Annotated in this window: 19 protein-coding genes and 1 pseudogene; 8 read left to right on the forward strand and 12 right to left on the reverse strand. The window is 69.4% G+C overall.

Features of this window, described 5'->3' with window-relative positions; all coding sequences use genetic code 11:
- Positions 1-735 precede the first annotated feature (735 nt).
- The 4 genes from ACYVO6_RS42820 to ACYVO6_RS42835 form a co-directional block, all read right to left on the reverse strand.
- Positions 736-1,494: a helix-turn-helix domain-containing protein gene (locus ACYVO6_RS42820; protein ID WP_461071235.1), complete on the reverse strand. Its 759-nt coding sequence runs from the start codon at positions 1,492-1,494 to the stop codon at positions 736-738.
- Between the two features lie 10 nt (positions 1,495-1,504).
- Positions 1,505-1,852 carry a hypothetical protein gene (locus ACYVO6_RS42825; protein WP_461071237.1) on the reverse strand — a complete coding sequence of 116 codons (348 nt, stop codon included), beginning with the start codon at positions 1,850-1,852 and terminating at the stop codon, positions 1,505-1,507.
- Positions 1,853-2,635: 783 nt separating this feature from the next.
- Positions 2,636-2,989, reverse strand: coding sequence for a hypothetical protein (locus tag ACYVO6_RS42830; RefSeq protein ID WP_461071239.1), 354 nt, complete (start codon positions 2,987-2,989; stop codon positions 2,636-2,638).
- A 905-nt stretch (positions 2,990-3,894) separates the two neighbouring features.
- Positions 3,895-4,374 carry a hypothetical protein gene (locus tag ACYVO6_RS42835; RefSeq protein ID WP_461071241.1) on the reverse strand — a complete coding sequence of 160 codons (480 nt, stop codon included), beginning with the start codon at positions 4,372-4,374 and terminating at the stop codon, positions 3,895-3,897.
- A gap of 91 nt (positions 4,375-4,465) precedes the next feature.
- Here ACYVO6_RS42835 and ACYVO6_RS42840 point away from each other — a divergent pair, with 91 nt between their 5' ends.
- Both ACYVO6_RS42840 and ACYVO6_RS42845 read left to right on the forward strand, forming a co-directional pair.
- Positions 4,466-5,404, forward strand: a complete 939-nt coding sequence (locus ACYVO6_RS42840; RefSeq protein WP_461071243.1) for a hypothetical protein — start codon at positions 4,466-4,468, stop codon at positions 5,402-5,404.
- Positions 5,401-8,022, forward strand: a complete 2,622-nt coding sequence (locus tag ACYVO6_RS42845; protein WP_461071245.1) for a helicase associated domain-containing protein — start codon at positions 5,401-5,403, stop codon at positions 8,020-8,022. The genes ACYVO6_RS42840 and ACYVO6_RS42845 overlap by 4 nt, the downstream gene beginning before the upstream one ends.
- A 59-nt stretch (positions 8,023-8,081) precedes the next feature.
- On the opposite strand, the gene ACYVO6_RS42850 is transcribed toward ACYVO6_RS42845, so the two are convergent.
- Genes ACYVO6_RS42850 through ACYVO6_RS42860 form a run of 3 tightly spaced genes read right to left on the reverse strand, consistent with a single transcriptional unit; the run spans position 8,082 to position 12,258 of the window.
- Complete coding sequence (locus tag ACYVO6_RS42850; RefSeq protein ID WP_461071247.1) at positions 8,082-8,642, reverse strand: DUF6262 family protein; 561 nt, start codon at positions 8,640-8,642, stop codon at positions 8,082-8,084.
- Entirely contained in the window at positions 8,639-11,143 is a 2,505-nt protein-coding gene (locus ACYVO6_RS42855; protein WP_461071249.1) for a tyrosine-type recombinase/integrase, read from the reverse strand. Before ACYVO6_RS42855 ends, ACYVO6_RS42850 begins: the two co-directional genes overlap by 4 nt.
- Positions 11,140-12,258 carry a tyrosine-type recombinase/integrase gene (locus tag ACYVO6_RS42860; RefSeq protein ID WP_461071251.1) on the reverse strand — a complete coding sequence of 373 codons (1,119 nt, stop codon included), beginning with the start codon at positions 12,256-12,258 and terminating at the stop codon, positions 11,140-11,142. Before ACYVO6_RS42860 ends, ACYVO6_RS42855 begins: the two co-directional genes overlap by 4 nt.
- A gap of 233 nt (positions 12,259-12,491) precedes the next feature.
- Here ACYVO6_RS42860 and ACYVO6_RS42865 point away from each other — a divergent pair, with 233 nt between their 5' ends.
- The gene (locus tag ACYVO6_RS42865) at positions 12,492-14,849 is read left to right on the forward strand and encodes a hypothetical protein (RefSeq protein WP_461071253.1); all 2,358 of its coding nucleotides are present in this window, start codon (positions 12,492-12,494) and stop codon (positions 14,847-14,849) included.
- A 253-nt stretch (positions 14,850-15,102) separates the two neighbouring features.
- Here the strand turns inward: ACYVO6_RS42865 and ACYVO6_RS42870 are convergent, their stop codons facing one another.
- Together ACYVO6_RS42870 and ACYVO6_RS42875 are read right to left on the reverse strand one after the other, a co-directional pair.
- Positions 15,103-15,636: a hypothetical protein gene (locus ACYVO6_RS42870; protein ID WP_461071255.1), complete on the reverse strand. Its 534-nt coding sequence runs from the start codon at positions 15,634-15,636 to the stop codon at positions 15,103-15,105.
- Between the two features lie 53 nt (positions 15,637-15,689).
- On the reverse strand, positions 15,690-15,878 hold the full coding sequence (locus tag ACYVO6_RS42875; protein WP_461071257.1) for a hypothetical protein: 189 nt from the start codon (positions 15,876-15,878) through the stop codon (positions 15,690-15,692).
- 386 nt (positions 15,879-16,264) lie between these two features.
- Between ACYVO6_RS42875 and ACYVO6_RS42880 the strand changes: the two are divergent.
- A pseudogene (locus tag ACYVO6_RS42880) lies at positions 16,265-17,467 on the forward strand (helicase associated domain-containing protein); the annotation flags it as partial.
- 373 nt (positions 17,468-17,840) lie between these two features.
- On the opposite strand, the gene tpg reads toward ACYVO6_RS42880, so the two are convergent.
- Both tpg and tap read right to left on the reverse strand, forming a co-directional pair.
- Entirely contained in the window at positions 17,841-18,398 is a 558-nt protein-coding gene (gene tpg, locus ACYVO6_RS42885) for a telomere-protecting terminal protein Tpg (protein ID WP_461071259.1), read from the reverse strand.
- Between the two features lie 12 nt (positions 18,399-18,410).
- Entirely contained in the window at positions 18,411-20,663 is a 2,253-nt protein-coding gene (tap, locus tag ACYVO6_RS42890; protein ID WP_461071261.1) for a telomere-associated protein Tap, read from the reverse strand.
- A gap of 370 nt (positions 20,664-21,033) precedes the next feature.
- Here tap and ACYVO6_RS42895 point away from each other — a divergent pair, with 370 nt between their 5' ends.
- From ACYVO6_RS42895 to ACYVO6_RS42910, 4 genes are all read left to right on the forward strand, one after another.
- Entirely contained in the window at positions 21,034-22,296 is a 1,263-nt protein-coding gene (locus tag ACYVO6_RS42895; RefSeq protein WP_461071263.1) for a DNA-binding protein, read from the forward strand.
- A gap of 262 nt (positions 22,297-22,558) precedes the next feature.
- Complete coding sequence (locus ACYVO6_RS42900) at positions 22,559-23,290, forward strand: TnsA-like heteromeric transposase endonuclease subunit (RefSeq protein ID WP_461071265.1); 732 nt, start codon at positions 22,559-22,561, stop codon at positions 23,288-23,290.
- 208 nt (positions 23,291-23,498) lie between these two features.
- On the forward strand, positions 23,499-25,679 hold the full coding sequence (locus tag ACYVO6_RS42905) for a transposase (RefSeq protein ID WP_461071267.1): 2,181 nt from the start codon (positions 23,499-23,501) through the stop codon (positions 25,677-25,679).
- Between the two features lie 104 nt (positions 25,680-25,783).
- Positions 25,784-26,587, forward strand: coding sequence for a TniB family NTP-binding protein (locus tag ACYVO6_RS42910; protein ID WP_461071281.1), 804 nt, complete (start codon positions 25,784-25,786; stop codon positions 26,585-26,587).
- A gap of 183 nt (positions 26,588-26,770) precedes the next feature.
- On the opposite strand, the gene ACYVO6_RS42915 is transcribed toward ACYVO6_RS42910, so the two are convergent.
- The gene (locus ACYVO6_RS42915; RefSeq protein WP_461071269.1) at positions 26,771-26,899 is read right to left on the reverse strand and encodes a hypothetical protein; all 129 of its coding nucleotides are present in this window, start codon (positions 26,897-26,899) and stop codon (positions 26,771-26,773) included.
- Positions 26,900-26,917: the final 18 nt, after the last annotated feature.

Below are 26,917 nucleotides of genomic sequence, written 5' to 3' on the forward strand. Positions count from 1 at the left end.
CGGGCGCGTGCCGCGCCCGGGGCCCGCTGCGCGGGCAGGGCCGCACCGCTGCGCGGCACCGGCTGAGGGTGCCTCAAATCGGTGCATCACCTGCGATATTGTGTAGGGATTGGGGTTTTGTGGCACCCCCTCCGCTGCGCTGCGGGGGTGAGGCTGGCAGCAAGGGAGGGGATGCGGCGGGGTGGTCTGGATCGGCCCGGGTCGATCATGCCGTCATGACGGCATGCCGTTGCACCGTCATGGCTGACGACTACTCAGGGTGCTTCAATCTGGGGGCGGGATAGACTCTGGAATGAAGCTGCATCAGTCTTGATGCAAGATGTAGCATTGGCGGATCCTGGGGACCCCCTCCCGGGGGTGAACACGGGCCTGTCAATACCCGGGCGCAGGTGGGGCGCAGCGCTGTACGCCCATCTCCGGCCCTCGCGTGAGCGGGCCCGAAGCGAGGGAGCGCAGCTCCGTGACCTGCATGGACAGGGCGAAACAGGCCCAGGCGCGCAGGTGTTGCGCACCACTCCGCAGGCCTTGGCGAGCACCGCCAAGGCGAGGCCGACCACCCACCCGCCGGGTCCCCGCACCCCTCACACGGCCCGGTCCTGACGACTCATCACCCACCCAGGGCGAATTCGGTCGGTCGCCCCAAACAAGGTTGACACCCCATCGGGAATCCAGCCGTAAACACGAAGCACCCCCAGACGAATTCACGTCTGGGGGTGCTTCGCTGCGGGCCCGAATTTACGCCGCCCGCTCACCCCCCGTCTCTCCCCGATAAACAACCGTTGCATCGAGGATTCGGAGCGGGGGCTTTTCCTCACCGCTGGCGTCGACCTGGGTGAGCAGGTCCTGGTGGGCCTTGACCCATCTGTTGATGTCCTTCTTGCTCGAGGCACTGCCGTGGGTGAGGGCTCGAACCGCTGCGGCGAGCCAGGGTTCGAGGTCGGCGGGTTCGAGTACGTAGCAGGCTTTCAGGAAGGCGATGGTCTGCTGAGGGTCGACGGGAAGGGTGTCGCCCGCGATGATGCGGCGGGTGCTGCTCCTGGGCAGCGCCCAGGAGCCGGACATCCGCCCCATCTCACCGGGCGTGGGGGCGCCGGCCCACACGTGCTGATGACGCAGGGCCCGGCTGAAGTCCGCCGGGGAGGAGATGAGGCGAGGGTCGGGTGCCTTGTGAACGTAGTACGGAGCCCGGGTCGCCCGGCGTGCATGGATCCACAGCTCCAGGCCGCGGGCCAGGGCAACGCCGAGGCCCCCGCCGAGTTCCTCGTCCTTGGTGGCGGTCACCACGATGAAGGCCTCGACGGTCTCCCAGGAGGGGACGGTGCCGCCGGAGGCGGCGCGCTCAAGCGTCGCCTTCGACGGCGCCCCCTCCACCTGCAGGCGCTTGGCCATCTCCTCGTAGGTCAGCCCGGCCGCGGCCTTGCGGCCGCGCAGGAAGTCCGCGAGCTTCGCGCGCGCCGGAACGGTACGGTCCACCGGCTTCTCGGGGCGTCCCATGACGACCACCTCAGTTCCCCGAGCTGAGGTACGCGCGCACGAAGCGACCGATCCGGCCGCCGCGGCCGCCGCCGGTCACCGCCAGCACGACGGTCACGGCGCCGATGCCGCCGGCGCCCGCGATGAGCAGCAGCACGTCGCGGACGCTCATGTCGGGCGGGGCGAGGATCGCCGCGGTGGCGATGCACGCGATGATCACGAGCGCGTGCGGCATGCCGAAACGGCCGCTCGCGGAGACGGACTCGCCGCTGGCGTCCACCGGCTCGGTGGCCATCGCGTTCACGGAGGCGGCGTCGATGCCGGACGCCGTCGGCTTGGTGGCCGCGGCACTCGCCGCGGCGGAGGGCTTTCCGCCCATGAGGGATCCCCTATCTACCGTCCGGCGACCAGAAGATCGCCGGACGGTGCTGCTTCGGACTCCAACCGATGTCTTGGTCCCCCCGTGCGCTAAGCGGGAGTTGGCGCTCCCAGCGCACAGAAAGGACCTGCTGCCCCACAGGATCCCAGCCGCTAGGGCACAAACGACAGCCGGTCAAAACATTGGCTCACCAACGAGCCAAAGCGACGGCGTGCTCCTCGACCTATACCTTGACGCGGACGCACGGTCCGCGCGGACCGCGAAAGACTGCACCTGGCGAACAACGCCGCAGGTCAGCGCCCTGCGCAGGGCCCTAGCATGAGCACGTGACACCGTGAACCGGCCATTTCCACCCCTCCGGAACTGCGCTAGTCGGGATGAAAGCGCAGGTCAGAGGCCCTGCGTAGTGTCCCAGCGTGAACACCGAGGACCGCACATCAGTCACTACTCCTTCTGTCGCCGCCTTCAGCAGCGGGAAGAGCCCTGACCTGCGTTGATTCAATACCGCACCGCTTCACGCCAAACGATCTTGGACGGCCTAGGCCATGCTTTTAACCACGGATCGCGACTGCACGGCAGATCGTGACCGCCCCTGATTGCTACGGACTCCAACCAGCACACAGGGAAATGGCAGCAGGTGTTGGCGCACCTGCCCACGTGAAGCCGATCGCCATGCCCTCCAAGGCAGGCCATCGGCTTCACCTGTACGTACGGGAGGGCCCGGCCGGAACACCTCCGGGCCGGGCCCTTCCCGTACGTCCCGGACTTCTCCGGCCCGCTCACCTACTCCAAGGCCTTCTTCACCTTGTTCACCGTGGTCGCCGACCGGCCCGCGAACCCGCCGATCCGCCGCTGCGTCCAGTCCGTACGGGTCAGCGCGTAGTACACGATCCGCGCGTGGGCCTGCTCATCGGTGAGCAGCTCGGGCGCACGGCCAGGCGCGCAGTCGGCGGGCAGATCCCAGTCCTTGACGGGGCCCGCGGACGGCTCGGGCTGCTGCTCCTGGTGCTCGTGGTCGTCGACTCGGGCGGTGCCCCAGGCCGGGATGGCGTGGCTGGCAGCCACGGGCGCCGGGGCGTCCTTGCGGGCCAAGGCGGGGTTGTCGGCGGTTGTCGTGCGCAGATCGGCCGTGGGCACGACGGCGGGGCCGTTGTCGGCTCCAGTACGGGCCTGCGGGGCCGGAACCCCCGGCGAGGCGCGGACACGACAGGCGCGACAGGTACACGTACCGGCGCGGCCGGCGGGGCGTGCCCGTTTACCGCGGGCACGGCGGCGACCGCCGGGCGGCGCTCTTGCTCCGGGCTCATGGGGTTCTGTGCCGTCGGGCCGTCAGCACCGCTGTGGGCTGCGGGAACAGGCATGGTGGGGCGCTTCTCTTCGAGGTCCAAGCGCCGGGCGTCGAGGGTGCGGGCGGTCTCGCGCCGCTCCTCCATGTCCAGGGCCCGCTCCTGGTCCTCCTACTGCTGCCGCCGCAGCCGTTCGGCCCGGCGCGCTCCTGCGCTGCCTGCCGGTCGGCTTCCTCCCGCTCCTCGCGGCGCCAGCGCTCGTCCTCCCACTGCTGGACCTTGCTGGCGGCCTCCTCCAGCTCGACGTCGTCCAGGCGCTGCCCGAGGCGCGCCCGCGCCCGTTCCCTCCCACCTTCTTCCCGGCCGGACAGTACGGCAAAATTCTGCGTCTTTCAGCCATCCCTGATAATTCCGGCGTAAACAACTAATGAGCCGGGAAAGACTCTCTCAATTACGGTTCTCAGCTCCCGTTCATATCGAGCAGGGGCAAATTTAATCATTTTATAAATAGAGGCAGAATTCTCTGCAAGATCATTGGTGTCCTGCGCGAGGATGCCACGCTGACGTCCGATGTCCGGCCACGGAAAGACGATCAATCGCGATGATGTACCCCCGAGGCACGACGCGGTCCCTCGACTGGCTTCAGGGATGCCTCGGCGGCAGATAGCTCCACGTCGGCGAAAGCTAGGTCGGCTTGCCGAGACCGCAACGGGACCCGGCTCTACAAGTGGCGGGGCTGGGCTGGGTGCGGCGGCTTCATGCTGCAGCTGCTGAGCCGGCCGATCCGAAGACATCGTCGAAATGGTGCGCTTGCTCTGTGCATACGAGGTGGAAGGCCCCGCTGCGGTGGCGTAAGGCATGGGCTGTGTAGTGGACAACCTCAGCTGGCGTGAGGACCTTCAGGTCGCCGAAGACGTAGTACAGCGGGGTCGGGGCGTGGGCCGCGGTGAAGAGGAGACCGGCGTTGACGGTGTTGGTGCTGATGGCGTAGCGGTCGGTGTCGGTGCTGGGCATGCGGTCTTTTGCGTCAATGGTGACCAGGTCGCTGCCGCGGGCGGCGATCAGGTCGGGGAACTGCCGTAGGGCGGAGCGGGTTCGGCGCAGGGCGTCGCGTACGGCGGGCGGGTAGGTGCCCTGTCCGCAGGGGTGGACAGTCCAGCCGCGTGCCCGCAGAGCAGCTGCCACCCGCCGTTCGTGCACATCACCTACCGCCTTGCGGTCCTGCCACTGCCTCACCGGTTCCCCCTCGAATAAGTTCCGCAAGCCACGTCCGTGATACGAAGCATTCACTATTCGTACTACCCTTCTGATGGCTATGATGCCCCTCATGGCGGCATACGTTGACCCACGCTTTCGTCCCACGCTCTGGCCCGGAACGCCCGTCCCAGCACCGGAGTTGACGCCTCTTCACGGGGCGCGGGCCGACGGCGAGTGGATCGTCTGGACCCCGCAGCTCCGTTCCCGCTCCGGCACGGTCCCTGTGCCGGAGGACTTCTACCTACGCGAGTTCATGGAGCTCGATGCCACCGACCTGGACGCTGTGGCCGCCCTGATGCGCACCTACGGACATCTCGGCGGCAGCATCAACACCGGCAGCTGGGACGAAGACGTGTACGAGCACCTCAAGGAGCTCACCGAGCGCGAACACCCGAGCAGCGGGCCGTTCTCCCTGCACGGCGAACTAGCCACCCTCTACGTCACGGAGGCCCAAACGGCAATCACCACCTGGCTGGCCCTCCGGCGCGAGGGCGGGCTCGACACGCTCGTCGAGCCCGAGGTCTCCGAGGAACAGCTGGCCCAGTGGCGCGCCGACAACAGTGACCGGGAGGAAGTGTGGCCGCGCGACCTGGACCATCTGCGTGAGCTCGTCCTGGAGTTCAGGATCACCCACCTGGAGGGTGAGCTGAACGCCGCGCTGAAGCCGTTCAGTGTCGGTATCGGCAGCCTGGACGACCGCTACCCCACCGTCCTCTCCGTGGCGTTCCTCCAGCTCTACAACCACCTCGCCGAAGACGCCACGATCCGCGAGTGCGCCAACGAGACCTGTCGCCGGAACTTCGTACGCCAACGCGGCCGCGCCGAGTACGGGCAGAACCGCACCAGCGGCATCAAGTACTGCACCCGCGAATGCGCCCGCGCCCAGGCACAGCGTGAACTGCGCCGACGCCGCAAACAGCAGCCTCCTCAGCTCCAGCAGCCGCCAGCCAAGAACCCAGCGACGCAGGACAGCCCAGAGCCCGTCGGCCAGGCGGGAGATGAGCGATGATCAGTCTGCGAGAACACCAGGCGGAGGCCGTCTCGCGGATCCGCAAGTGGGCGGGATTCCCCGTACGGTCATCCGTGCCCGCCCAGGGGCTGCGTGGAACGGTGGTCTCCGCGACCGGCTCCGGAAAGACGATCACGGCCGCGTGGGCCGCGCTGGAGTGCTTCCGGAACGGGCGGATCCTCGTGATGGTCCCCACCCTCGACCTGCTCGTGCAGACCGCTCAGGCATGGAGGAGGGTCGGCCACAACGGGCCGATGGTCGCGGTGTGTTCGCTGGAGAAGGACGAGGTCCTGGAGCAGCTCGGCGTGCGGACCACCACCAACCCCATCCAGCTCGCCCTGTGGGCCGGGAAGGGACCGGCGGTCGTGTTCGCCACGTACGCCTCGCTCGTGGACCGCGAAGATCCCGAAGATGTCACAGGCCAGGCGAAGGTACGCGGGCCGCTGGAGGCCGCTCTGGCGGGCGGGGAACGGCTGTACGGGCAGACGTTCGACGGCTTCGGCCTCGCCATCGTCGACGAAGCCCACTCAACCGCCGGTGATCTTGGGCGGCCGTGGGCGGCGATCCACGACAACAGCCGGATCCCGGCCGACTTCCGGCTCTACCTGACCGCGACCCCGCGCATTCTCGCCTCCCCCCGCCCGCAGCGCGGCACGGACGGCCAGGAGCTGGAGATCGCGACGATGGCCAGCGACCCCAACGGCCCGTACGGCGAATGGCTGTTCGAGCTCGGTCTGTCGGAGGCCGTCGAGCGGGGCATTCTCGCCGGGTTCGAGATCGACGTGCTGGAGATCCGCGACCCCTCCCCCGTCCTCGGGCTGTCGGAGGAGGCGTTGCGCGGCCGGCGCCTGGCGCTGCTGCAGACGGCGCTCCTGGAACACGCCGCCCGGCACAACCTCCGCACGGTCATGACGTTCCACCAGCGGGTGGAGGAGGCGGCGGCGTTCGCGGAGAAGATGCCGCAGACGGCAGCCCATCTGTACGCGGCCAAGGTCTCCGACGGGGCCTTGTCCGACGCGGATGCCCTGCCGAAATCGTCGATCGACGCGGAGTTCTACGAGCTCGAGGCCGGCCGCCACGTGCCCCCGGAGAGGGTGTGGTCGGCGTGGCTGTGCGGCGACCACCTCGTCGCCGAACGCCGCGAAGTCCTACGGCAGTTCGCCAACGGCATCGACGCAGACAACCGCCGCGTGCACCGGGCCTTCCTCGCGTCCGTCCGGGTCCTGGGCGAAGGCGTCGACATCGTCGGTGAGCGGGGCGTGGAGGCGGTGTGTTTCGCCGACACCCGCGGCTCCCAGGTGGAGATCGTGCAGAACATCGGCCGGGCACTGAGGCCGAACCCCGACGGCACGGCCAAGACCGCCAGAATCATCGTGCCCGTCTTCCTCCAGTCCGGCGAGGACCCGACCGACATGGTCGCCTCCGCCTCGTTCGCACCCCTCGTAGCCGTCCTCCAAGGCCTGCGCTCACACTCGGAACGCCTCGTCGAACAGCTCGCCAGCCGGGCGCTGACCAGCGGGCAGCGGCACGTGCACGTGAAGCGGGACGAGGACGGGCGGATCATCGGCACCACAGCCGAAGGCGAGGGCGGGCAGGACGAGACCGAGGGCGCGGTGGAGTCAGCGCTGCTGCACTTCTCCACCCCGAGGGACGCGGCGACGATCGCGGCGTTCTTGCGCACCCGGGTGTACCGGCCGGAGTCCCTGGTCTGGCTGGAGGGCTACCAGGCCCTGCTGCGCTGGCGGAAGGACAACCACATCACCGGCCTGCACGCAGTCCCGTACGACACCGAGACCGAAGCCGGCGTCACCAAGGCGTTCCCCCTGGGGCGCTGGGTCCACCAGCAACGGCGCACATACCGCGCAGGAGAACTCGACCACCACCGCAAGGAACTGCTCGACGAAGCCCGGATGGTGTGGGAGCCCGGCGACGAAGCCTGGGAGAACAAACTCGCCGCACTGCGTGCCTTCCACCGCGCCCACGGCCACCTCGCCCCCAGGCGCGACGCCGTATGGGGCAGCGCCGACAGCGAACTGGTCCCGGTCGGGGAACACATGGCCAACCTCCGCCGCACTCACGGCCTCGGCAAAAACCGGGAGCGGGCCGCAGCTCGCACCGCCCAGCTCACGGCGATCGACCCCGACTGGAACTGCCCCTGGCCCCTGGACTGGCAACGCCACTACCGCGTCCTCGCCGAACTCGCCGCCGACGAACCCGACGGCGTCCTGCCGCAGATTGAGCCGGGCGTGCTCTTCGAGGGCGACGACCTCGGCAAATGGCTTCACCGGCAGCGTCACAGCTGGGTGGAGCTCTCCGAAGAGCAGCGGCGCCGGCTGGCGGCGCTGGGCGTAACACCCGCCGAACAGCCCGCACCGGCGGCCACGGACAGCGGGAAAGCACCAGCCTTCCAACGCGGTCTCGCGGCCCTCGCACAGTGGATCCAGCGCGAGGGCACCCAGAAGGCAGTACCAAGAGGACACGTCGAAGCCGTCGTCATCGACGGCCAGGAACACCAGCACAAGCTGGGCGTATGGATCTCCAACACCAAATCAAGGCGCCACAAGCTCACCCATGACCAGCGCGCCGCCCTCGCCGAACTCGGAGTTGAGTGGGCCTAGCAGCAGGTCTGTCGGGTTGCTGAAGCGTGGCGTGTCCTGCGGGGTGCCTGGACACGCCCTCAGCGGTTTGTGTTCTCTTCTCGGATCATCCGTCGGAGGCTGGTGCGTGCCGCCGCCAGGTCTGTTTCCAGGGTTCTCACGCGGGCGTGGAGCTGGTGGTTGTCGTCGGTGGCCTGCTGGAGGCTGTCTTCGAGTCGTTGGTTGGTCCGGGTGAGTTCGTCGACGCGTTCGGTCAGGTGTCTGGTGTCGAGGGCGTCGAGTTGCTGTCCGAGCTGGTGCTGGATGGCCTGCCGCATCCTGTCTCTGTCTTCCCTCAGGGTCCGGATTTCCTGCCTGGCGAGCTCGAGTTCTGTGCGCAGCGTGGCGGTGGTGCTGCGGGTGTGGGCGGGCGAGGGGATGGCGGGGTGCTGGCGTTGTTGTGCGGCTTCGATGTGCTCGCGGACGCCTTCGGTGTAGGTGAGCCATGTGGAGACGCCGGCGGTGCGGGCGACCGCGGCGTGGGTGATCTTTTCGCCCTGTTGTTCCAGGGTGGTGAGTGCGGTCAGGGCTCGCTGGCGTTTGTCGAGGCTGGCGCGGCGGCGGGCCTGGGCGAGGGTGTGCGGGTTGCCGCGGGGGTTCATGCCGGGTCGGTCCTGGAGACGGTGGTGAGCGGCAGGAGGGTGTGGGTGTTGCCGGCGCGGGCTTTGCGCAGGATGGTGCTGGCTTCCTCGATCTCCTGGCGTTCTGCGGCGGGGAGGGCGGCAAGGCGGCGCTGCATGCGGTCGGTGACCTGCTCGAAGGCGGTGATCTGGGCGGTGAAGGCGGTGATGACGAATTCGGCGGCGTCCATGGCCTGGGCTGTTTCGCGGTCGGCGCGCAGTTCGTTGATGTGCTGTTCGATCGCCGGGAGGTAGGAGGGGTCGGGGCGGTAGAAGCCGCAGCCGGCGCACTGGAAGCGGATGGGGCAGGAGCTGCCTGCGGCTTTGACGTTGCTGGGTTCGGTGCAGCCGCCGTAGGGGACGGCGACGGAGCGCAGTTCGTAGGCGGTGTCGGAGCTGGGGCGGGGGCGGCCGTGGTTGTCGACGACGTGGGCGGAGAGCTTGGTGACGGCGTCGCGTTTTCGTTTCAGGGAGACGGTGTAGTAGCGCTGGGTGGTGCTGACGGACTTGTGGTCCATCAGTTCGCGCAGGACGTCGAGGGGAGTTCCGGCGTCGGCGTGGCGTTGTGCGTAGGAGTGGCGGAAGGCGTAGGCGTAGATGAGGGAGCGGTCGAAGGGCAGCGGATTGCCCTGTGGGTCTGTGCCTTCTGCATGTAGATGGGGGATGGAAGCGACCCAGTGGCGCAGGGTCTCGCTGAGGTAGCTGGTGTGCAGGTACGGGCGGGTGGCGAGATGGGTCAGGGCGGGGAAAAGGTAGTCGGCGCCAGCGGGCGGGAGGCTGGGTTGAAGTTCGTCCCGGCGGGTTCTCCAGGCGTGGATGGCCTGGGCGGTGGGGGCAGTGATGGGCAGGCGCCTGCGGTGGCGGCGGGCCTTGTGGTTGTTCCAGACCAGGGAGACCTGGTCATGGCGGGTCTCCAGGCAGTCACGGGGCAGGGAGAGGACTTCCAGGGGCCGCCGCCCGGTGTCTCTGAGCAGGACGTACAGCGTGCGGTACATCAACTGCAGGTCCGCAGGACCGAGGGTGCGCTGACCTCGGGCGCGGCCCTGGCCGAGGAGGTGGAGATGGGCGTCGAGCTGGCGGATCACCGGTTCCGGGATCGCCTTGCCGATCTCGTCCTCGTTGGCTTCTTCCTGAGGGATGCGGTGGGCGGCGGGATCGCGGACGAAGGCGGCGGAGAGATCGTCCGCGGCTCCGGAGCGGCGACCGTAGTCGATCAAGGCGAAGAAGTGGCTGGCAATGGACATGCGGTAGCCCCAGCTGGCCAGTTCGCCGTCCAACTTGAGGGCGGTGCGGAACGCGTCGACCACGGCAGTGACGTCGTCGTAGCGCAGCCGCGCAGGATCGTCCGTTCCTGGGCGTGGTGCAAGGGCCCGGGATGCGAGCTCAACGCCGCGCAGGGTGCGAGCGAACTCGTCTGCGTCGGGGCGCTGCCGGATGGTCCAGGTGCGCAGCAGATCGCGCAGCCATCGTTGCGTGATGGTGCGCAGGTCGACGGTCTTGGGGTGGCGGATGCCTGAGGGTGTGCGGGAGCGCTGGCCCAACGCGCGCAGGTCCAGGACGTCGTCGTGTGCTGGTGCGGTGCCGGTGTGCTGCCCGTAGGCCGCCCGGACGGCTGTACGCACGCGGCCTAGCATCCGCAGTACCGCGACGCTGGAGCGCGGGCACATCTGCTGGTCCGTCATGTCGCTGACGAGCGTGGTGGCACCGACCAGGTCGCGCACCATGCGACGGACCTGCGGCGGCTCGAAGATACGCAGCCACGGGTCCACCTGCTGCAGACCGTAGAGGACCTCCCAGCGCAGCGGTTCGGTCAGTGGCAGGAGGCTGAACTGGTGCGGGGCGAGATACGGGGGCTGCTGCGCCGCCCACGGCGCCACGGCGGCGTCCGGGTGAGTGCGGCGGTGCTCACGGAAACGCTGCACGTGATGCCGGCACAGCCCCCGACCGTACAGGCCCGGCAGCGGGCAGGCGGGAGCCGGGCAGACAGGAACATCCGTGTAGGGGACGGCGGTGTCCTCCCACCGGCCGGCGGCCTTGCGGGTGGTATGGGTTTTCCACTTGGTGTAGTGCGTGGCGCACAGTTCTTTGCAGTGGCGGGGCCGGACACAGCGCTGCCCGTCCTTCGTGAAGCGGCACTGCTCCGGAACACCGCCGAAGGCAACCCGGTTGCGCACCGGCACGAAGATCTGCGCGAACTCCGCTGCCGGTAGAGGCGACTTCTTCTGCTCCTCCTTGCAGAAAGGGCAGAAGATGTTGGCCGGTGAGACCACGGTGTCGCACGCCTCCGTACGACACGGCGCAACTGAGCTGCGCGGCTCGTGAACGCTGCCGGTGAACAGCCAGCAGTCCTGCCGCCATTCACTCGTCCGCCAGGCGGGATCGAGATGGCCTCGCAGCCATGCAGCCCATCCCCCGCCGTCCAGGTCCCGCGCGCTGTCGGTGTGCGGTGCGGGCAGCCGTGAGAGAGCGGACGGGGTACTCATGGGCGCTCCTTCAGGGAGCCGACGCGCTCGACCGCTGCCCGTGCCTCGGCGTCGTCGACGTGCCGGTAGCGCTCCATCGACAGCGGGGAGGCGTGGCCCAGCAACCGCTGCACGACATCGCGGTCGATGCCGTCACGCAGCCAGCGGGTCGCCGCCGAGTGACGCAGCATGTGCGGACGGCACGCATGATCGACGGTGCGGGCCAGCCGGTCGAACATCTCCTTGGCGTTCGGATACGACATCGCACGCCCCAGCGGTGCACGGAAGAGATTCACGAACACCATCTCCGACTCCACGGCCTCGGCTACCCGGTCGCGTTCGTACTGGTAGTCGGTGTAGAAGGCGACCAGGTCGGCGGTGACCGGCACGAAGCGGTGACGGCGGGACTTCGCCAGGGCGCGGTTGGGGTTGTCCATGCGGCGGCGGACATGCACGTGTGGGCCCTCCACGCCGCAGCCCACCACGCGGGAGGAGGCCAGCAGGTGCATGTCGCCTCGGCGCAGGCCCAGCGCCTCACCGATCCGCAGCCCCGTACACGCCAGCAGCGCGACCAGGAAACGGTCCCGGGCCCTGGACGCAACGGCGATCATCCGGCGGATCTGCTCATCGCTGAGGTCCTCATAGCCCGGCTCGGTGACCTGGAAACGGAACGTGGCCATCCGTACCTGGCGTCGCTGGTCCGATTCGCCGGGGTCAAAGCCGGGCGGGGTGAAACGCAGCAGCTTCGGCTGGGACAGCAGCCCGACCGTGTCGGCCGGCACCCAGCCGTGCGCGGCGCCGAACCGCAGGAACTCCCCCACCACCGTCAGCACGGCGTTCGCCGTGCCCTGCGACCGGTAGCGCACAGGACCCGGCCGCACCCGACCGACACGAGGCGGCACAGGCGTCTCGACCAGCCACCGCTGCAGATCGGCCAGATCCAGGAAGCCGGGAGTCCGCCAGTCCAACCGCCGCATCCGGCAATAGCTCAAATACAGAGCGACCCGGCCGGCATACGCGCGCTCGGTGTTCGGCGAACACCCCCGCGCCCGCAACGACGCCAGAAAAGCCACCGCCTCGGACTGCAGATCAAACGAACCGGCATCGACCACCACCCACCGCACCACACCAGTCACCGGAGAAACAGCACGCTCCGCCACAAAATCGGCATCCACACACCAAACACAACCAAGCCCGGATTCAGCCCGTGCTGCTTCCAGAAACACACCACACGACCAGGTGAGAACCACGCCGAACACACCACACAGACCCGTGCACTATGGATAATCCGTGGTCCGGTGCAAGCGCGGGAGAGAAGAGTCGGAGGCAGGAGAGGTCATGGACCCTCTGGGTAGGCCACGGAGCAGCCTTGACTAGCGCTTTTCTCGATCTTCACTCGTTCGTCCGCCCGCCAAGACTGCTCGTTATCGCGCCTCAGGACACCGACTGGATCCGCTGGTCAGCTGCTGCACTCGGTGCACTCAGCCAAGTCTGGGGTGGCTGCGCCAGCGCGACACTGCCCGCCGGGACCGTTGGGCATCCTGCGCTCAGGGCTGTCCTGGACAAACTCCAGCCTGATCACATCGTCGCGTACCAGCCGACGGGCGCCACTGTTGACGCTCTCTTCCCAGGGACCATCGAACGAGTTCTGGCCAAGCAAGGCATTGACGCCAGCTCCCATGCTCACGGCGTTGAAGCACTCCGCACCCACTACTGGCCAACCGCCGATGACTCGAGGGTCGAAGAAGCCGTTGCCCGACTGCGCGGCCGGTACGGAGTCAGCAGGATCGACCGCGAGAACCACGTTCAGTGCGCTTCAATCTCGGACGACGCGGCACAATCACTGCTGACATCGCTCTCTGCTGTGACGGACCAACCCAGTTGGGGCGTTCCGCTCCTACAGGTCGGTTCCCCTGCCGCCCTGTCCTTCGCTATACAGGTCGGTGTAGAGCGGGTAGGGGGAGAACCCGGCGAGGGCAGCACTGCTCATAGCGAAGCCGAATGGCGCAAGGCCACCGTAGCTGGTGAGAAAGCTTTGCTGCGTCCTGATGTTCCCGACAACGTCACGTCCTTGCTGAACCCGGCTACCGGCTTGTGTATCCGGATCAGCAGAGGCCGATACCAGGAGACGCCCGTCATCGTTCTGGGCGACCAGCCGGAGGATTTCGCTCTCGCGCAACTCAGCCACCAAGTGCACGGGAGCGCCGTCTGGCTGCCTTGGGAGGATCTGCACTGGCATCAGGTATCTGCAGCGCAGCAACGCCTTGGTGGCCATCTACAGGAAACTGTCAGGGTGACCAGCGCCTCGTTGGCACCTGAGACTCTGCGGGCGCGGATGGATGCCTGCTGGGACAGCCGTGGCTGGGTGATGAATGATCCGGCAGAAGAGCGCCGCCCCTACGCAATTACCGCCCCGGCAGACTTGTCGACGCCGGGACGGTCACTCGTCGTGTTCAGCAGTGCGTGGGACCAGCCCAAGCCTATTCCGGTGGAGGAGTCACAGGACGGCTCACTGACCGCATCCCTGAGGATGCAGCCCGAGGTGCCCGCAGGGCTGGACCCGGTACGCCACCGCTGGCAGGTCTGCCTCACGGCGCCGCATCCCCTACCGCCCCACCGCCGCCTCTTCGCCAAGGCTCTGCTGGCACCAGAGCAGAACGCATACGAGACGTTCGTCCGCGCATCCGACGGCGGCATCACCTACTGGTCGCACCGGTGGGACTTTGTACCCGCCGGCGCCTCGCTCGCCGGAAGTCTCGCAGGCCCGCGACTGTCCTGGCCCTCGCTCACCGCGTTCCTGTCGACAGCCGCAGAACCGCACCTGGTCCAGCCGAGCCCTGCCGGCAAACGCGCCCGAGTTGCCCAGAGGCTGCTGGGCTCGCGCACGGAACTGGAGGATATGGCGGCAACCGACCGCTGGGAGCTGCTCCGCCACTGGCTTCCAGGCCCCGAGCGCGAAGCCCTGCCGGAGCACGGCTGGTGGGAACTGAAGGCCGGGGCAGTCCTTTCCTGGACGGGCATCTCCGCCTGCCAGGCTCCCGCATGGTCCGTGGAGGATCGACGTGCTCAGGTCGATACCTGGACAGCGCAAGGCGTACTGCGCCGCGGCCTCGTGCTCGGCTGCGCGTCGTGTCCCATCTACGAGTTCTACCCTCTGGACGAGATCCGTCAGCACTACGCATGCAGACGCTGCGGCAGCAGTAACGTTCTTGAGCAACAGCGCTGGAAGCTTCCTCTCGAAGAGCCCCAGTGGTACTACGAGTTGCATCCTGCCGTTGCAGAACTTCTGACGAACGACGGCAACTATCCCCTGCTCGCTACACGTCACCTGCGCTCCCAGGCCCCCGCACACTCGGCCCTCGTCACCGAGGAATTCGAGCTGGTGGACCAGGGTGAGGCTTATGTCGAGTTCGACTTCGCTGTGGCCACCCTGGACGCCCTGTACGTCGGTGAGGCCAAGAAGCGCAACGCCCTGGCAGCAAACGCAAAAGCCACCAAGAGAGAGCTGAACAAGCTCCTGGAAGGCAGCCGCCAGTTGGGGGCCACCCACCTGGTGCTCGCAACCGCCGCCCCCGCCTGGAAGGAGACCATGCTCGCGGCCGTCAAGGACCAAGTACACGGCGACCTCCGCGCAGGCAAAAACACCCCGCAGATCGTGCTCCTCACCACACTGGGAACCACGCCAACCCTCACCACACTCGACGGCACGCCCTTCGCAGTCGAGTAGCCCTCATACGCACCCGCGAGATATGCGCTCCATACAAGCAAGAACGCCTACAGACACTGCCTGGGCCTGCACAGCACGAGGACACTCTCCTAGACGCGGATCCCTGCCGCGACGCCAGCACAACCCGAGGGGCTGCAACGGCCTCGTGAACAGGCCCGCTGCCAGAAGCACGCAGGCAGACACTGCGAGAAGCGGGCCCCGCTGGCTGATGAAGGCCAACAGCCAGTGGGGCCGCTAAGCGAACTGCTGATACCTAGGCTGCCCTCCGTCGACCTGGACTGCGGTCCCACCTAGCGGCGAAAGACCGAATGGAAGCGGCAGTAAAGACGGGACCAGCACCAACGCGGCCAAGGGGACGCGGGAAGTCCGGGTGACTGCCGTCCAGTTGGGCAACCCTCTGACGGGAAACGCCCAGCTCTGCAGCGGCTTCCCTATATCCCATGAGCTCCAGTTCATTGGGATGGTCCCGCTCGGCCTCTGCCTGCTCAGCCGTGACCACACGGAGGTCGACCAGCTGAGGCGTGTGGCCTAGCGAAGCACCAAGGCCTTCAGTGGCCGCCTCAAGGGCCTTTTGTGCGGCTTCCGCCAAGCTGGGTGCCATCAGGCGCCACAGCAGGTACAGACGCTCACTGTCAGCCTCGTGCCTGATGACGCCGCCGAAGCAGCGGTGTAGCTCTTCGAACTGCTCATCTAGGAGGTTGCCAACCGCCTCTGCGGTCACCGAGGCCCGCCATTCCTGTTCCATGCTCTTCTCCTCTCCTTCTTCATCTGGTTCGTCCAGTTGCACGCGCGGATGGACAGGGGCGGGGGCCAGGCCTTCTGACCCCCGTTTACACCTGGCTAGTCCCCCTCGGGGAAGACCAAACCTGCACCCCGCAGCGTCGAGATCAGGTCAATCCACTCGCCCGTCGTCTGCGGCTCCTGGCCAACCGTGATCGTGGTGCCGTTCCGGGCAAAAAACCATGATCCATGCAGGCTCTGCCGGCTCTTGAATCCCTGACGGTCCAGCGCCGCGAGGAGCACGTCCATCCGATTTGTCATACTGATACCACCCCCTAAACCTTGCTAATGTCAATAGATATTCTTCGGCAACCTACCCTGAAACCCTTGCCATCAGCAACCTTTAGCCCGAGTGGCCCGGCTCCACCCAGCAGATGACGACGAGCTTCACGTGCCGCACTTCAGCACCCGCCCACCCACCCATGCCTCCGATACCGCACCCCGAGCACCCGGCCAGAGCCCTGCCTGCCCGCGCCACTCACGGCTCTGGAGGAAAAGCGCCATGCGGCCGACGTCATAGACCATGGCCAGCGCCCCAAGGTCGGGGCAACGCGGGCGGACTGGCGGTGCTTCGCCCTTACCATCCCTGCAGGTGGCAGGCGTAACAAACGTCCCTCGCGCTCCCCCACCTCTAGATAAAGGGCCTGCGCAGTCATGATGAACGACTCGTTGAGCAGCTCGCCAGCCGGGCGCTGAGCAGCGGGAAGCGCAACGTGCACGTCCGGCGCGATGAGGACGGGCGGATCGTCGGCGCGGACGGCGAGGGCGACGGCGAGGACCAGGAGCACGACGACACCCAGGCCGCCGCCGAATCGGCGCTGCTGCACTTCTCCAGCCCGCGCGACGCCGCCACCATCGCCGCGTTCCTGCGCACCCGGGTCTACCGGCCGGAGTCCCTGGTGTGGCTGGAGGGCTACCAGGCCCTGCTGCGCTGGCGGGCGGAGAACGAGATCACCGGGCTCTATGCCGTTCCCTACGACGTTGAGGTCGAGGTCGGGGCGACGAAGGCGTTTCCGCTTGGGCGCTGGGTCCACCAGCAGCGGAAGGCCCTGCGGGCAGGTGAGTTGGAGGAGCGGCGCAAGACCCTGTTGGACGCGCCGGAGGCCGGGATGGTGTGGGAGCCGGGCGAAGAGGCGTGGGAGTCCAAGCTCGCCGCGCTGCGCTCCTACCGGCAGGCCACGGGCCACCTTGCTCCCCGTCAGGACCAGGTGTGGGGCGAGGGCGAGGCGATGGTGCCGGTCGGTCAGCACATCGCCAATCTGCGCCGGAAGGGCGGCCTCGGGAAGGACCAGGAGCGGGCGGCGGAGCGCGCCAAGCAGCTGGCCGCGATCGACCCGGACTGGAACTGCCCCTGGCCGCTGGACTGGCAGCGCCACTACCGCGTCCTCGCGGACCTGGTCGACGCCGACGGCAGCCTGCCCGAGATCCAGCCCGGCGTACTGATGGACGGCGATGACATCGGGCGGTGGCTGGAGCGCCAGTCCCAGCCGGGTACTTGGGCTCAGCTGTCGACCGAGCAGCAGGAGCGGCTGTCCAAGCTGGGCGTGAAGCCCGTCCAGGCGCCGTCTCCCACCCCGGCGGCCAAGCGTGCGACAAAGGGCCCGAGCAAGGCACAGCAGGCCTTCCAGCGCGGTCTGGCGGCCCTCGCGCAGTGGGTGGAGCGGGAAGGCGCCCACCGGCCTGTACCGCGCGGCCACGCTGAGGAGATCGCGGTCGACGGTGAGCCGGAGCCGGTGGTCGTCAAGCTGGGCGTGTGGATCTCCAACACCAAGACCCGACGCGACAAACTCACCCCCGAGCAGCGGGCAGCGCTCCGGGAACTGGGCATCGACTGGGCGGGCGCAGCACCTGCGCCCGCCACTCAGGCCGCCCCGGCCCGGCCCACGGACCGTGTACCAGCGCAGCCCGCACGGCCGGACACGCAGGGGCAGGAACGCCACGACCAAGGCGACACCATGACGGAGGAAGAGCGCGAGACCCAGGCAGCGCGGGGCAAGGAGCGGGTGAGGCGCATGAACGAGCTGATGCGCAACCACACCAAGGCCGAACTGCTGCACATGGCCTACGCGGGCGGCCTGGTGCGCCACAACTCCCCCGAGCAGTGGCGCAAGGACGAGATCGCCTCCACTGTGGTCGACATCGAACTCCGAGCTGCCGACCGGCTCTGACCACAGCATGATGCTGTCGACGGGGCTCGCGGCTGTTCGAGATCTACAGGTCGAACTCGAGGTGCTCGATGTCCGTGAAGCGCACCTCCTCCAACTGTCCGGCGCGGCGGCCGTTGTCCTGGAAGTACACCTCCTTGAGTGCCTCGGCGGCGAGCTCCTGGAGGCGCTGCTCGGTGGCACCCTGCTCCTGGGCCTCCAAGAGGCGGGCGGCGTAGCGGGGCGGCAGCGCGACGGTCAGGTGCCGGATGCGGTCCTGGTCCGTCGACCCGATCGGCGCGGTGTAGCCGAGCCGGGCGCGGGTGTCGATGACGATGCCGCCGGTGGTCGCCGCCTTCTGCCGGGCCTTGGCCCGGATCTGCGGCTGCCACCGGGCCTTCACCTCGCGCTCCAGACGCGCGGCGAGGTCCGGGCGCGGCTTCTTGATCTGGTCCTTCACGTACCGCTCGACGGTGCGCTGGGAGACTCGCAGCATCTGGGCGACCGCCTTGGTGCCCTTGAGCTGCTTGACCAGGTACCGCATCTGCGCGCCCGCGCTCTTGGGCGCAGGGCGGGTGAATGCCTTCTGCACCGCGGCGTCCAGACCGTCCCCGAACAGGCTCATCGTCGCCCTCTCCTACTCTCCGTTGTCGACGTCGGTGACGGTGCCGTCCTTGATGTACCGGGCGAGGTTGAGCTCCGGCGCGTTGAACCGCTCGCGGACACCCTCTCCCCACAGCACGCTCTGGGTGCCCTCCCACTTCACCAGGCCCGGGTTGATGCCGAGCTTGAAGCCGCCGGGCAGCGGCTTGCCGTCCCGGTAGGGCAGGAAGTCCAGCGGGCTGGCGCCGTCGACGGCGTACACGACGCAGTCGGAGAGGACCGCCACCGGGTACTGCCCGGTGAACGCCGCATGCTTGACGATCTTCCGGTGCAGGTTGATCCGGGTGCGGGAGATGACCGCCGCGCGGATGTCCGGCCGCCACGTCGGGCGGGACAGCGCCCGCCACGGCTCGCCGGACCGCCAGCCCTCCCCGCGCGGCCGCTCGCGCAGCTTGCCCAGCCCGCCCTTGACCGTCGCCTTGACCGCGGACACCACGATCGCCAGCTCCGGGTCACGGCTGCGGTAGCCGTCCATCGCCGCCAGGAAGTCCGCCGGCGCCATGTCCGCGTCGACGCCGAGGTCGGCCATCGTGGCGAGGTAGGCGTCGCGCAGCCGGTGGTACCAGCCGTCCAGGTAACGGCCGTTCTCGTGCCGGACGTACGCCTCGATCGGCGCGACGTCGTAGCCGAGCTCCACCGCGTACGCCACGGTCGGCGTCGCGTACCAGGCCGGGCCCTCGGGGCGCTCGCCCTTCGGCGTGAACGGGCTGGGCAGCCGACTCGCGTCCAGGTCCGCCCACTTGTCCTTGCCGACCTTCACCCGGGAGAGGTCCACATGGCTGAGGTCGACCAGCCAGGAGCCGGGCAGCTTCGCATCGAACACCGGCGCCTTCACGTGCGTCGGCGCACCGAGACCGACGACCAGGCCGTTGGCGCCGGCGGCGAAGGCCATGTTCACGTCGATGCCGACCAGGTGCCGCAGGGTGCACTCGGCATCCGTCATTGGCCGCGCCCAGTCGTACGCCTCCTCGAAGAGCTTCTCCGCCGGACCGCGCACGTGGAAGCGCGGCAGGTCCGCCAGGAGCGGGTGTCCGTCGGGGGCCTCGCACGGCGCGCAGTCCACCGGGTCCTTGCCCAGCGAGCCGGGGTTGTGCTCGGAGTGCCGCTTGCCGTCGGCGTCCGGCTCGGAGGCCCGGGTCGGCGGGTGCAGGGCGGTCATCAGCTCCAGGCCGGTCACGGCCGTGGAGCCGCGCGGGGTCATCACCCGGGACGCGTACACGCCCAGCACGCGCGCGAGTTCCGCCGGCGCAAGCTGCCCGGCCTCGCCCCAGTGCCGGGTGTCCAGCGCGTTCCACGACGGGATGCACAGCTGCACGCAGGCCCGCTCCGAACCGGTGGCGGGACGGTAGATCCGCGCCCACGGCCCGAACCCGCGCTTGGTCAGCTGCCAGTCGGCGCGCACCAACTGCTTGATGACCTTGTGACCCTCCGGAATCCGCCCGGCGAGCCGCTCCTCCTCCGTGAGGGCGACCGGCAGGCCGTAGCGCTCCAGCGCGGCCTCGGTGAGCACCAGCAGCGGGTCGGCGTCCTTGCCCGGACCGGACAGCTTCGGCGCCCCGAGCTTCGCCTCCTTCAGCGTCCAGTCCACCAGGGACGGCAGGCTCTTGGCGGGCACGTCCAGGACCAGGCCGCCGGTGCAGTACGCGAGGACCTGGCCGTCGGCGTCGACGTCGACGACCGCCAGCGGACCGTCCGCAAACCGTGGATCCGTGCCACCGGCCGGGGTGTTCGCCGGGGCGGCCTTCCTCGCGGCCGGGCGTCGCGACGCCGACGACGTCGACCTGGTGGTGCGCGCCGGACTGGGCGCGGCAGCCGGAGGCACGGCGTTGGCGGCGGTGCGGGTCTGGGTGTTCGGTTCGGTCGTCATGGCCGCAGCCTCGGGCGCCGCGTCTGTGGGCACAGGCTGCGCCTGCGGAGCCGGGGCGGGAGCGCTCGAGAACGTCTCCGGAACGGCCGTGCCCTCAACGGGCGCCGTGGCGTTGGGGTCGGGGGGGTAGAGCTCCGCGAGCTTGCCGAGCAGTCGCGCGTACGCCTCGCGTTCCGGCGGCCGCGGCTCGGTCTTGCCGGACTCCCAGCCGCTGACGGTTGCCCGCCGAACGTCCAGGGCTGAGGCCACTTCGTCCAGCGTCAGGCCGTGTGCGTGGCGCAGCCGCTTACGTTCCGCCGGCGGCGGCAGCGGAGACCGGGACGCAACCAGCGCATCGATCCGATCGAACAACTCGGACATGGAACACCTCCTGAGCAACACCCTAGCCCATGAACCGTACGGATAGCGTACGTTTGCCGTACGTGTCGCGTACGAAATGCGTTGCGGTGGGCGTCGATGCTGGAGTCCTGCCCTGAGTCCCGTCCTCGCGGCACCTGGGTCCGTGCGCCGCGGTCCGCTGTGGGGACCAGGAGAGACAGCTCCGTGCGCTGGGACTGAAACCAGCTGGGGTGACCCCGGGTGACCCCCGGCTTGGCGAAGGAGCCGAGAGGCAGCTTGCGAAAGGGATCAGCTCTCCACAGCCGTTCTCGGGGAACCGGCTTGCTTGGATTCCGCTGGGCATCCGTTGCGAAAGCGCCCGCCGGGACGGCGAACACGAGACCGTGGTGAAGTGACCCATCACCCCGGCCTGCTGCGGACCGCTCCCCTGCAGGGGGAGACGACCTCGTCGTTGATCTGCCGCATCGCGAGCCGCTACGGGATGGAAGCGAAGGTGTTGCGGTCGTGCTGGCACTGGCGCAACTACCAGCCTGGGCACGACGGCGGGGGCGCGCGGGCCGACGCCGAGGTGCTGCTGAACGCAGCCGGACGGCAGCTCCTGGCAGGCCTGTGCGGCGTTGAGGAGGACGTGCTGGCGCGGGCGTTGCCGTCCTGGGAACGGGAGGACGCCAAGCTGCCCGCCGAAGAAGACCACGTGCCGGCGGCAGCGTGGCGGATCGGCGGCGCGGTCACCGGGCCGGCGGCATTCGGCTGCCGCCTGTGCACGGCCCGGCGTACGGGGACGGCCGTGCGGGTCGTGCGGTACGCGCCGCTCTGGTCCCGGGTGTGTGTCCGGCACGGGCGGTGGCTGCTGGACGCGGACGCCGACCAGCCTCTTGAGCATCTGGACGTGCGGCACCTGCCGGAGGTGACCGCTGCGCAGCGGCGGTGGACCGGGGTGGCGCGGCGGGCGGTACGGGCAGGAGCGGAGCCGGCGAGGGTGTTCGCGCTGGCGCACGCGGTGGTGGCCCGGTGGTGGGAGCAGGCCCTTCACTGGGAGCGGGAGACGATGTGGCCGCGGCGGCTGCACCAGGTCGCGGGCGGTGACGCCGGGGGTGATCTGGAGCGGTGGCGGATCGCGGGGCGGGACGCGGTCGTCTTCCCCGAGGTGGTCGCCGTCGCCGACGCGCTGCTGGACCCGGCCATGGCCCAGCTGGCGTGGATGGACAGCGGCGCCGGGCGGCCGCGGGCGCTGCCCGCCGACGGGATGTTCTGCCGCCGGCTCGGCGAGCGGGTCAGGCGGGAGTGGCTGGGGCCGCTGGCCGCGACCGACTACGGCGGCCCGCTGACCTCCTGGATGGGCAGCGTCATCCGCCTGCGCCGCGGCGCCGGCGGACCCCCCCGGATACGACAACGACCCCTGGTGGCTGCGCCAGGAACACCAACCCGCCACCATGGCCGGACAGCTGCGGGTGCTGGGCAAGGAGAAGAAGGCGCCCGGCTCGGGGAGGATGTGGCGCGCGGCGGTGCCCGCCGAACAGCGCACGCTGATCACCCGAGCGATCGAGAGCGCCGAGGAACAACTGCTCCAGCTGCGCGGAGCGCAGACCGGGGCCACCGCCGACGTCGCCCGCCAGCTCCTGCGCAACCTCCGCCACAGCGCCGACCTGATTGAGAACGCCTGGAAGCGGACCGCCCTGGTCTCGGCGAACGCCGGGATGCCCCTGGAAGAGGTCGCCCAGTGGGCGGAAATGTCCCCCGACGCCTTGATGAACATGCTGACGGCCGGCCAGGAAGACAGAGGCTGAAGGGACCGCCCGGCAAGCGCGGAGCAGCCGCCAGAGGGGCTCGTCAACCGTTAGCGCACGCGGTACCCGTTCGTGGCAGGAATCCCCAAAACCAGGTGGCTGCACACGGATACGGCTTGGCTGAAGCAGGTGATCAACGCAGGTACGGCCGGGCCAGGGAGCCGGGCAGGGCGGGTGGCGGCCGGTCGCCATACCGAGTTCGAGGCAGTCTTCCTCGACCCCGTCGGGCAAACGGTGCAGCAGCGGTGGGCGGACGCCGCCCTCGCGGTCGCGTTCGAAGACCTCGATCCGGTGTCGGCTTTCCCGGTGGTGCCGGGACGGCGGTGGGGGCCGGGCCTGTGGTGGTCGGCCACCACCGGGCGGCACGTGGCCGCTGGATCGAACGCCATGCGTACGCAGCTGATGGCCCTGGACCGCGACCCGCAGGTCACCGGCCTGGCCGGACGGCCAGTACGGCTGCTGTGGCGCAACCACCGGGGCCAGGTGCGTTCCTGGGTGCCGCAGCTGTTCGCCCGCTACGCCGACGGCACCGCGCTTGTGGCCGACTGCCCCAGCCACCCCGACGCCGGCGGCGAACGCGCCCTGAAGGCCGCGCAGGCGGTGGCTGCGGCGTGCGCGGACATCGGCTGGAGCTACCGGCGCCTGGCGCCGCTGGATGAGGTGCTGGCGGCGAACCTGAAATGGCTGGCCGGCTACCGCCACCCCCGCAACCAGGGCAGGCCCGGCCTGATGCCCGCAGTGCTCGAGGCCTTCGCGCGGCCGCGGCCGCTAATCGAGGGCGCCGAAGCAGCCGGCGACCCGATCGAGGTCCTCCCGGCCGTCTTCCACGCCCTGTCCACGCCCTGTGGCACCACACGCTGACGACAGCACTGGAGACGCCGCTGCACGAACGGGTCATCGTCAGTCCCGGCTGCCTCCGCGAGGGCAGGGGCGCAGCGCCGGCCAAAAGCCTGCACGATGACGCCGGCGACGGCCGTGGCGAGGAGAGCCAGGGCTGCGTCCCCGCGGCCGAGTGCCCGGCGTCAGACGCGGCCTGCGGCGGGGCTGGCGCCGGGCGCGGGGAGGCGGTGTGAGCAGCGGCCGACAGAGCGGTCGGCCGGTGGTGGCGGTCGGGGCGCATGTCCGCTTCCGCGGATCGCGGTGGCAGGTCGTCGCCCTGGCCGGGCAGCGCATCCACCTGGCCGGCGAGGACGGCAGTGACGAGGCGGTGCTCGCCGGGCACCTCTTCGCCGATGCGGGCTTCGCCGTTCTGGGAGCAGAGACGCAGCAGCCTCAGGCGGTGCCGCGGTGGGGGCTGTTCGAGACCGCCCCGGCCGCGGCGCGGGAGAAGGCGCTGGCCTGGCAGCGTCACATCCGGGAAGTCGAGTGCGGGCTGCCCGGCGGGCTGGGCAGCGGCGGGCCGGTGCGGGAGCAGTACGACTCCGAGCAGCACACGCTGGCCGAACGGGAGCAGGCCAAGGCCGAGGAGCTGACCGCGCTCGGCTTCGGCCGGGTGTCCCGTACGACGGTGCAGCGCATGCGCCTGGCCTACCGCAAACAGGGCCAGTGGGGGCTCATCGACCACCGCACCACCCGCGGCCCCAGCCCCACCGGACGGGCCGACGAGCGGGTCGTCGCCGCGGTCAAAGAGGCGCTGCGCCGCCAGCGCGGCCGTTCCAAGGGCACCATCAAAGGGCTGATGCCGCTGGTCGCGCACATCCTTAAGGACCGGCACGGCGGCACGGTGGCTATGCCGGCGCAGGCCACCTTCTACCGGCTCGTCCATCAGCTCGCCGGCCCCGCCGACCATCCCGCACGTCCGGTGCGCACCCCGCCCATCACCGAGGACGGACGGGCCCACACCCCCACCGTCGCCCTGCGGCCCGGAGAGCAGGTGCAGATCGATACCACCCGGCTCGACGTCCTCGCCCTGTTCGACGACGGCACCCTCGGCCGGCCCGAGATGACCATCGCGGTAGACGTCGCCACGCGAGCGATCCTCGCGGCTGTGCTCTGTCCGGGCGGCACCCAGGCCGTGGACGCGGCCCTGCTGCTGGCGGAGATGGCCGTCCCCCACCCGGCGAAGCCCACCTGGCCCGACGCCCTGCGCTTCACCCACACCCAACTGCTCCCCCGGACGCGGTTGCTGACGCTGGACGAGCGCCTTCAGGGCGCGGCCGCCCGCCCGGTCGTGATCCCCGAAACGATCGTCGTCGACCGGGGCAAAGTGTTCCTCTCCAGGGCGTTCACCTCAGCCTGCGAGACCCTCGGCGTCAGCGTGCAGCCCGCCCCGCCCTACGCCCCCACCGCCAAGGGCATCGTCGAGCGGACCTTCGGCTCGATCAACTCACTGTGGTGCCAGCACCTGCCCGGCTACACCGGCTCCGACATCACCCGCCGCAGGCGCGATGCCGAACGCGAGGCGTACTTCACCGTCGCGCAGTTGCAGGACCTCCTCGACGAATGGCTCGTGCACTACCACCACCGCCCGCACCAAGGGCTACGCCATCCCGTGCTGCCCAAGGCCGCACTGACACCGAACCAGATGTGGGCCGCCCTCATCTCGGTCGCCGGGTACGTCCCCGTCCCCCTCACCAGGGACGACTACCTCGAACTGCTGCCGGTGCGCTGGCAGGCCATCACCGAACGCGGGATCCGCCTGCACCACCGCACCTACGACTGCGACCTTCTCGCCCCCTACCGCGGGCAGCCCTCCCCCATCACCGCCCGCGGCGGGAAATGGGAAGTCCACACCAACCCCCACGACGCCCGCCAGATCTGGCTGCACCTGCCCGACGGCACGTTCGCCGAAATCCCCTGGATCCACCGCGCCCACGTCCACCGCCCGTTCAACGAACAGACCTGGCAGCACATCCGCACCACCGTCACCCGCCACACCGACCCCGACAGCCACGAAGCCGACCTCGCCGACGCCCTCGACGAGCTCATGCGCCGCACTCGCACCGGCAATGCCACCGCAGGCGAACAACGCCTCCTGGCCCGCACCCAACCCGCCCGAACACCCCTGCCCCCACCGCGCTCCGCACCCGACCACCCGAACGAACCAGACCCCGACCCCGACTCCGGCGCCCGCAGGACCGGGCCCGGGACGGACACCGACAGCCTCGACGACCTCGACGACACCCCCGACGAAGAACAGGACCCGGACCTGGACGCGGAAGAAGACGACGCCGACGACGGCGACTCGCCCGCCGTCCCCTACACCGGACTCGGTCTCTACGACGCCCGCGCGGAGGCCCTGAAATGGTGAACACCCGCCCACCCGCCACAGCCGGCGATCCCGGCAGCAACCACACACCCGACGCCGGCGCAGCGGGGCAGTCCACGGCAGACACGGCGATCACGTCATGGCCGGTGACCACCTGGCAGGGCTGGCAGCACTTCGCCACCACGGCGCCACCCGCCCCGCCCCAGCCCGGCGAGGCGCCCCGCAGCCGCGAAGAACGCCTCGCCTACCACTCCGCGTTCGTCACCGTCCGCACTCCCGCCATCGACACCCTCGCCCGCCACGTGCGCACCCTGATGATCCTCGGCCGCCACCAGACCACCACCGCCAGGCCCTCACTGATCGTCACCGGCCCCGCAGCCGCGGGGAAAACCACCGCGCTCCTCCACGTCGGACGCACCTGCCACCTCGCCCACACCCACCGCAACCCCGCCCCACCCGGCTCAGCCCACCCCCAGGTCCCGGTCGCCTACGTCCTCGTCCCGCCCGGCGCCACCGCCAAGACCCTCACCACCGAGTTCGCCCGCTACCTCGGCATCCCCGTAACCACCCGCATGACCCAGGCCCAGATCACCGACGCCGTCTGCCACACCTACAACACCGCCGGCGTCCAACTCGCCGGCCGCGACACCCTCATCACCTGCGGCCCCCTCCCCGCCCGCCAGGGCCAGACCCGCCCCTTCACCGACGTCATCACCGACCTCGAAAACGCCCTCGACCTCACCTCACACCGCCCCGGCACCCTCCCCCGCCACCACGCCTACCTCCACCAGCGCACCGCCGGCCGCATCGGAAGCCTCACAAGACTCATCCGCCAAGCAGCCATCACCGCCATCACCGACGGCACCGAAAAAATCACCAAAGCCGCCCTCGACGCGGTACAACTCGACCACCTCGCCGAACAACAAGGCCGCCCCACACGAAGGCGCTGACAGGCCCGACCACGAGATGCCGGGGTCGCTCCCGCAGCGTGCGGAATCAGCCGTACTCAGTCGTTCAGGAACCGGCACGGACCGATCGCTGCGAGACTCTGCCCGACAAAGCAGTCGCACCGAACGGGGACGTGTAGCTGTGGCAAAGGCGAAGAACCGCAAAGGGCATTACCGGGCAGGGCACTACGTGAAGCCGTCGTCGGCGTCCAGCCGGTGGAAGAAGCCGTCCACGGGCCTTGTCCTGGTGGTCGCTGTTCTGGCCATCGCCGGGTGGAACACTCTGTTCGGCAACGGGTCCGACGACTCGGACACGACTCCCCGCCCTCAGCC

It is taken from the genome of Streptomyces pseudoechinosporeus (assembly GCF_054783935.1).

Excerpts from the sequence above, each read along its gene's own strand:
- ACYVO6_RS42820 (WP_461071235.1), bottom strand. The coding sequence starts at position 1,494 with ATGGGACGCCCCGAGAAGCCGGTGGACCGTACCGTTCCGGCGCGCGCG.
- ACYVO6_RS42825 (WP_461071237.1), bottom strand. The coding sequence starts at position 1,852 with ATGGGCGGAAAGCCCTCCGCCGCGGCGAGTGCCGCGGCCACCAAGCCG.
- ACYVO6_RS42840 (WP_461071243.1), top strand. The coding sequence starts at position 4,466 with ATGGCGGCATACGTTGACCCACGCTTTCGTCCCACGCTCTGGCCCGGA.
- ACYVO6_RS42845 (WP_461071245.1), top strand. The coding sequence starts at position 5,401 with ATGATCAGTCTGCGAGAACACCAGGCGGAGGCCGTCTCGCGGATCCGC.
- ACYVO6_RS42850 (WP_461071247.1), bottom strand. The coding sequence starts at position 8,642 with ATGAACCCCCGCGGCAACCCGCACACCCTCGCCCAGGCCCGCCGCCGC.
- ACYVO6_RS42855 (WP_461071249.1), bottom strand. The coding sequence starts at position 11,143 with ATGAGTACCCCGTCCGCTCTCTCACGGCTGCCCGCACCGCACACCGAC.
- ACYVO6_RS42875 (WP_461071257.1), bottom strand. The coding sequence starts at position 15,878 with ATGGACGTGCTCCTCGCGGCGCTGGACCGTCAGGGATTCAAGAGCCGG.
- tpg (WP_461071259.1), bottom strand. The coding sequence starts at position 18,398 with ATGAGCCTGTTCGGGGACGGTCTGGACGCCGCGGTGCAGAAGGCATTC.
- tap (WP_461071261.1), bottom strand. The coding sequence starts at position 20,663 with ATGTCCGAGTTGTTCGATCGGATCGATGCGCTGGTTGCGTCCCGGTCT.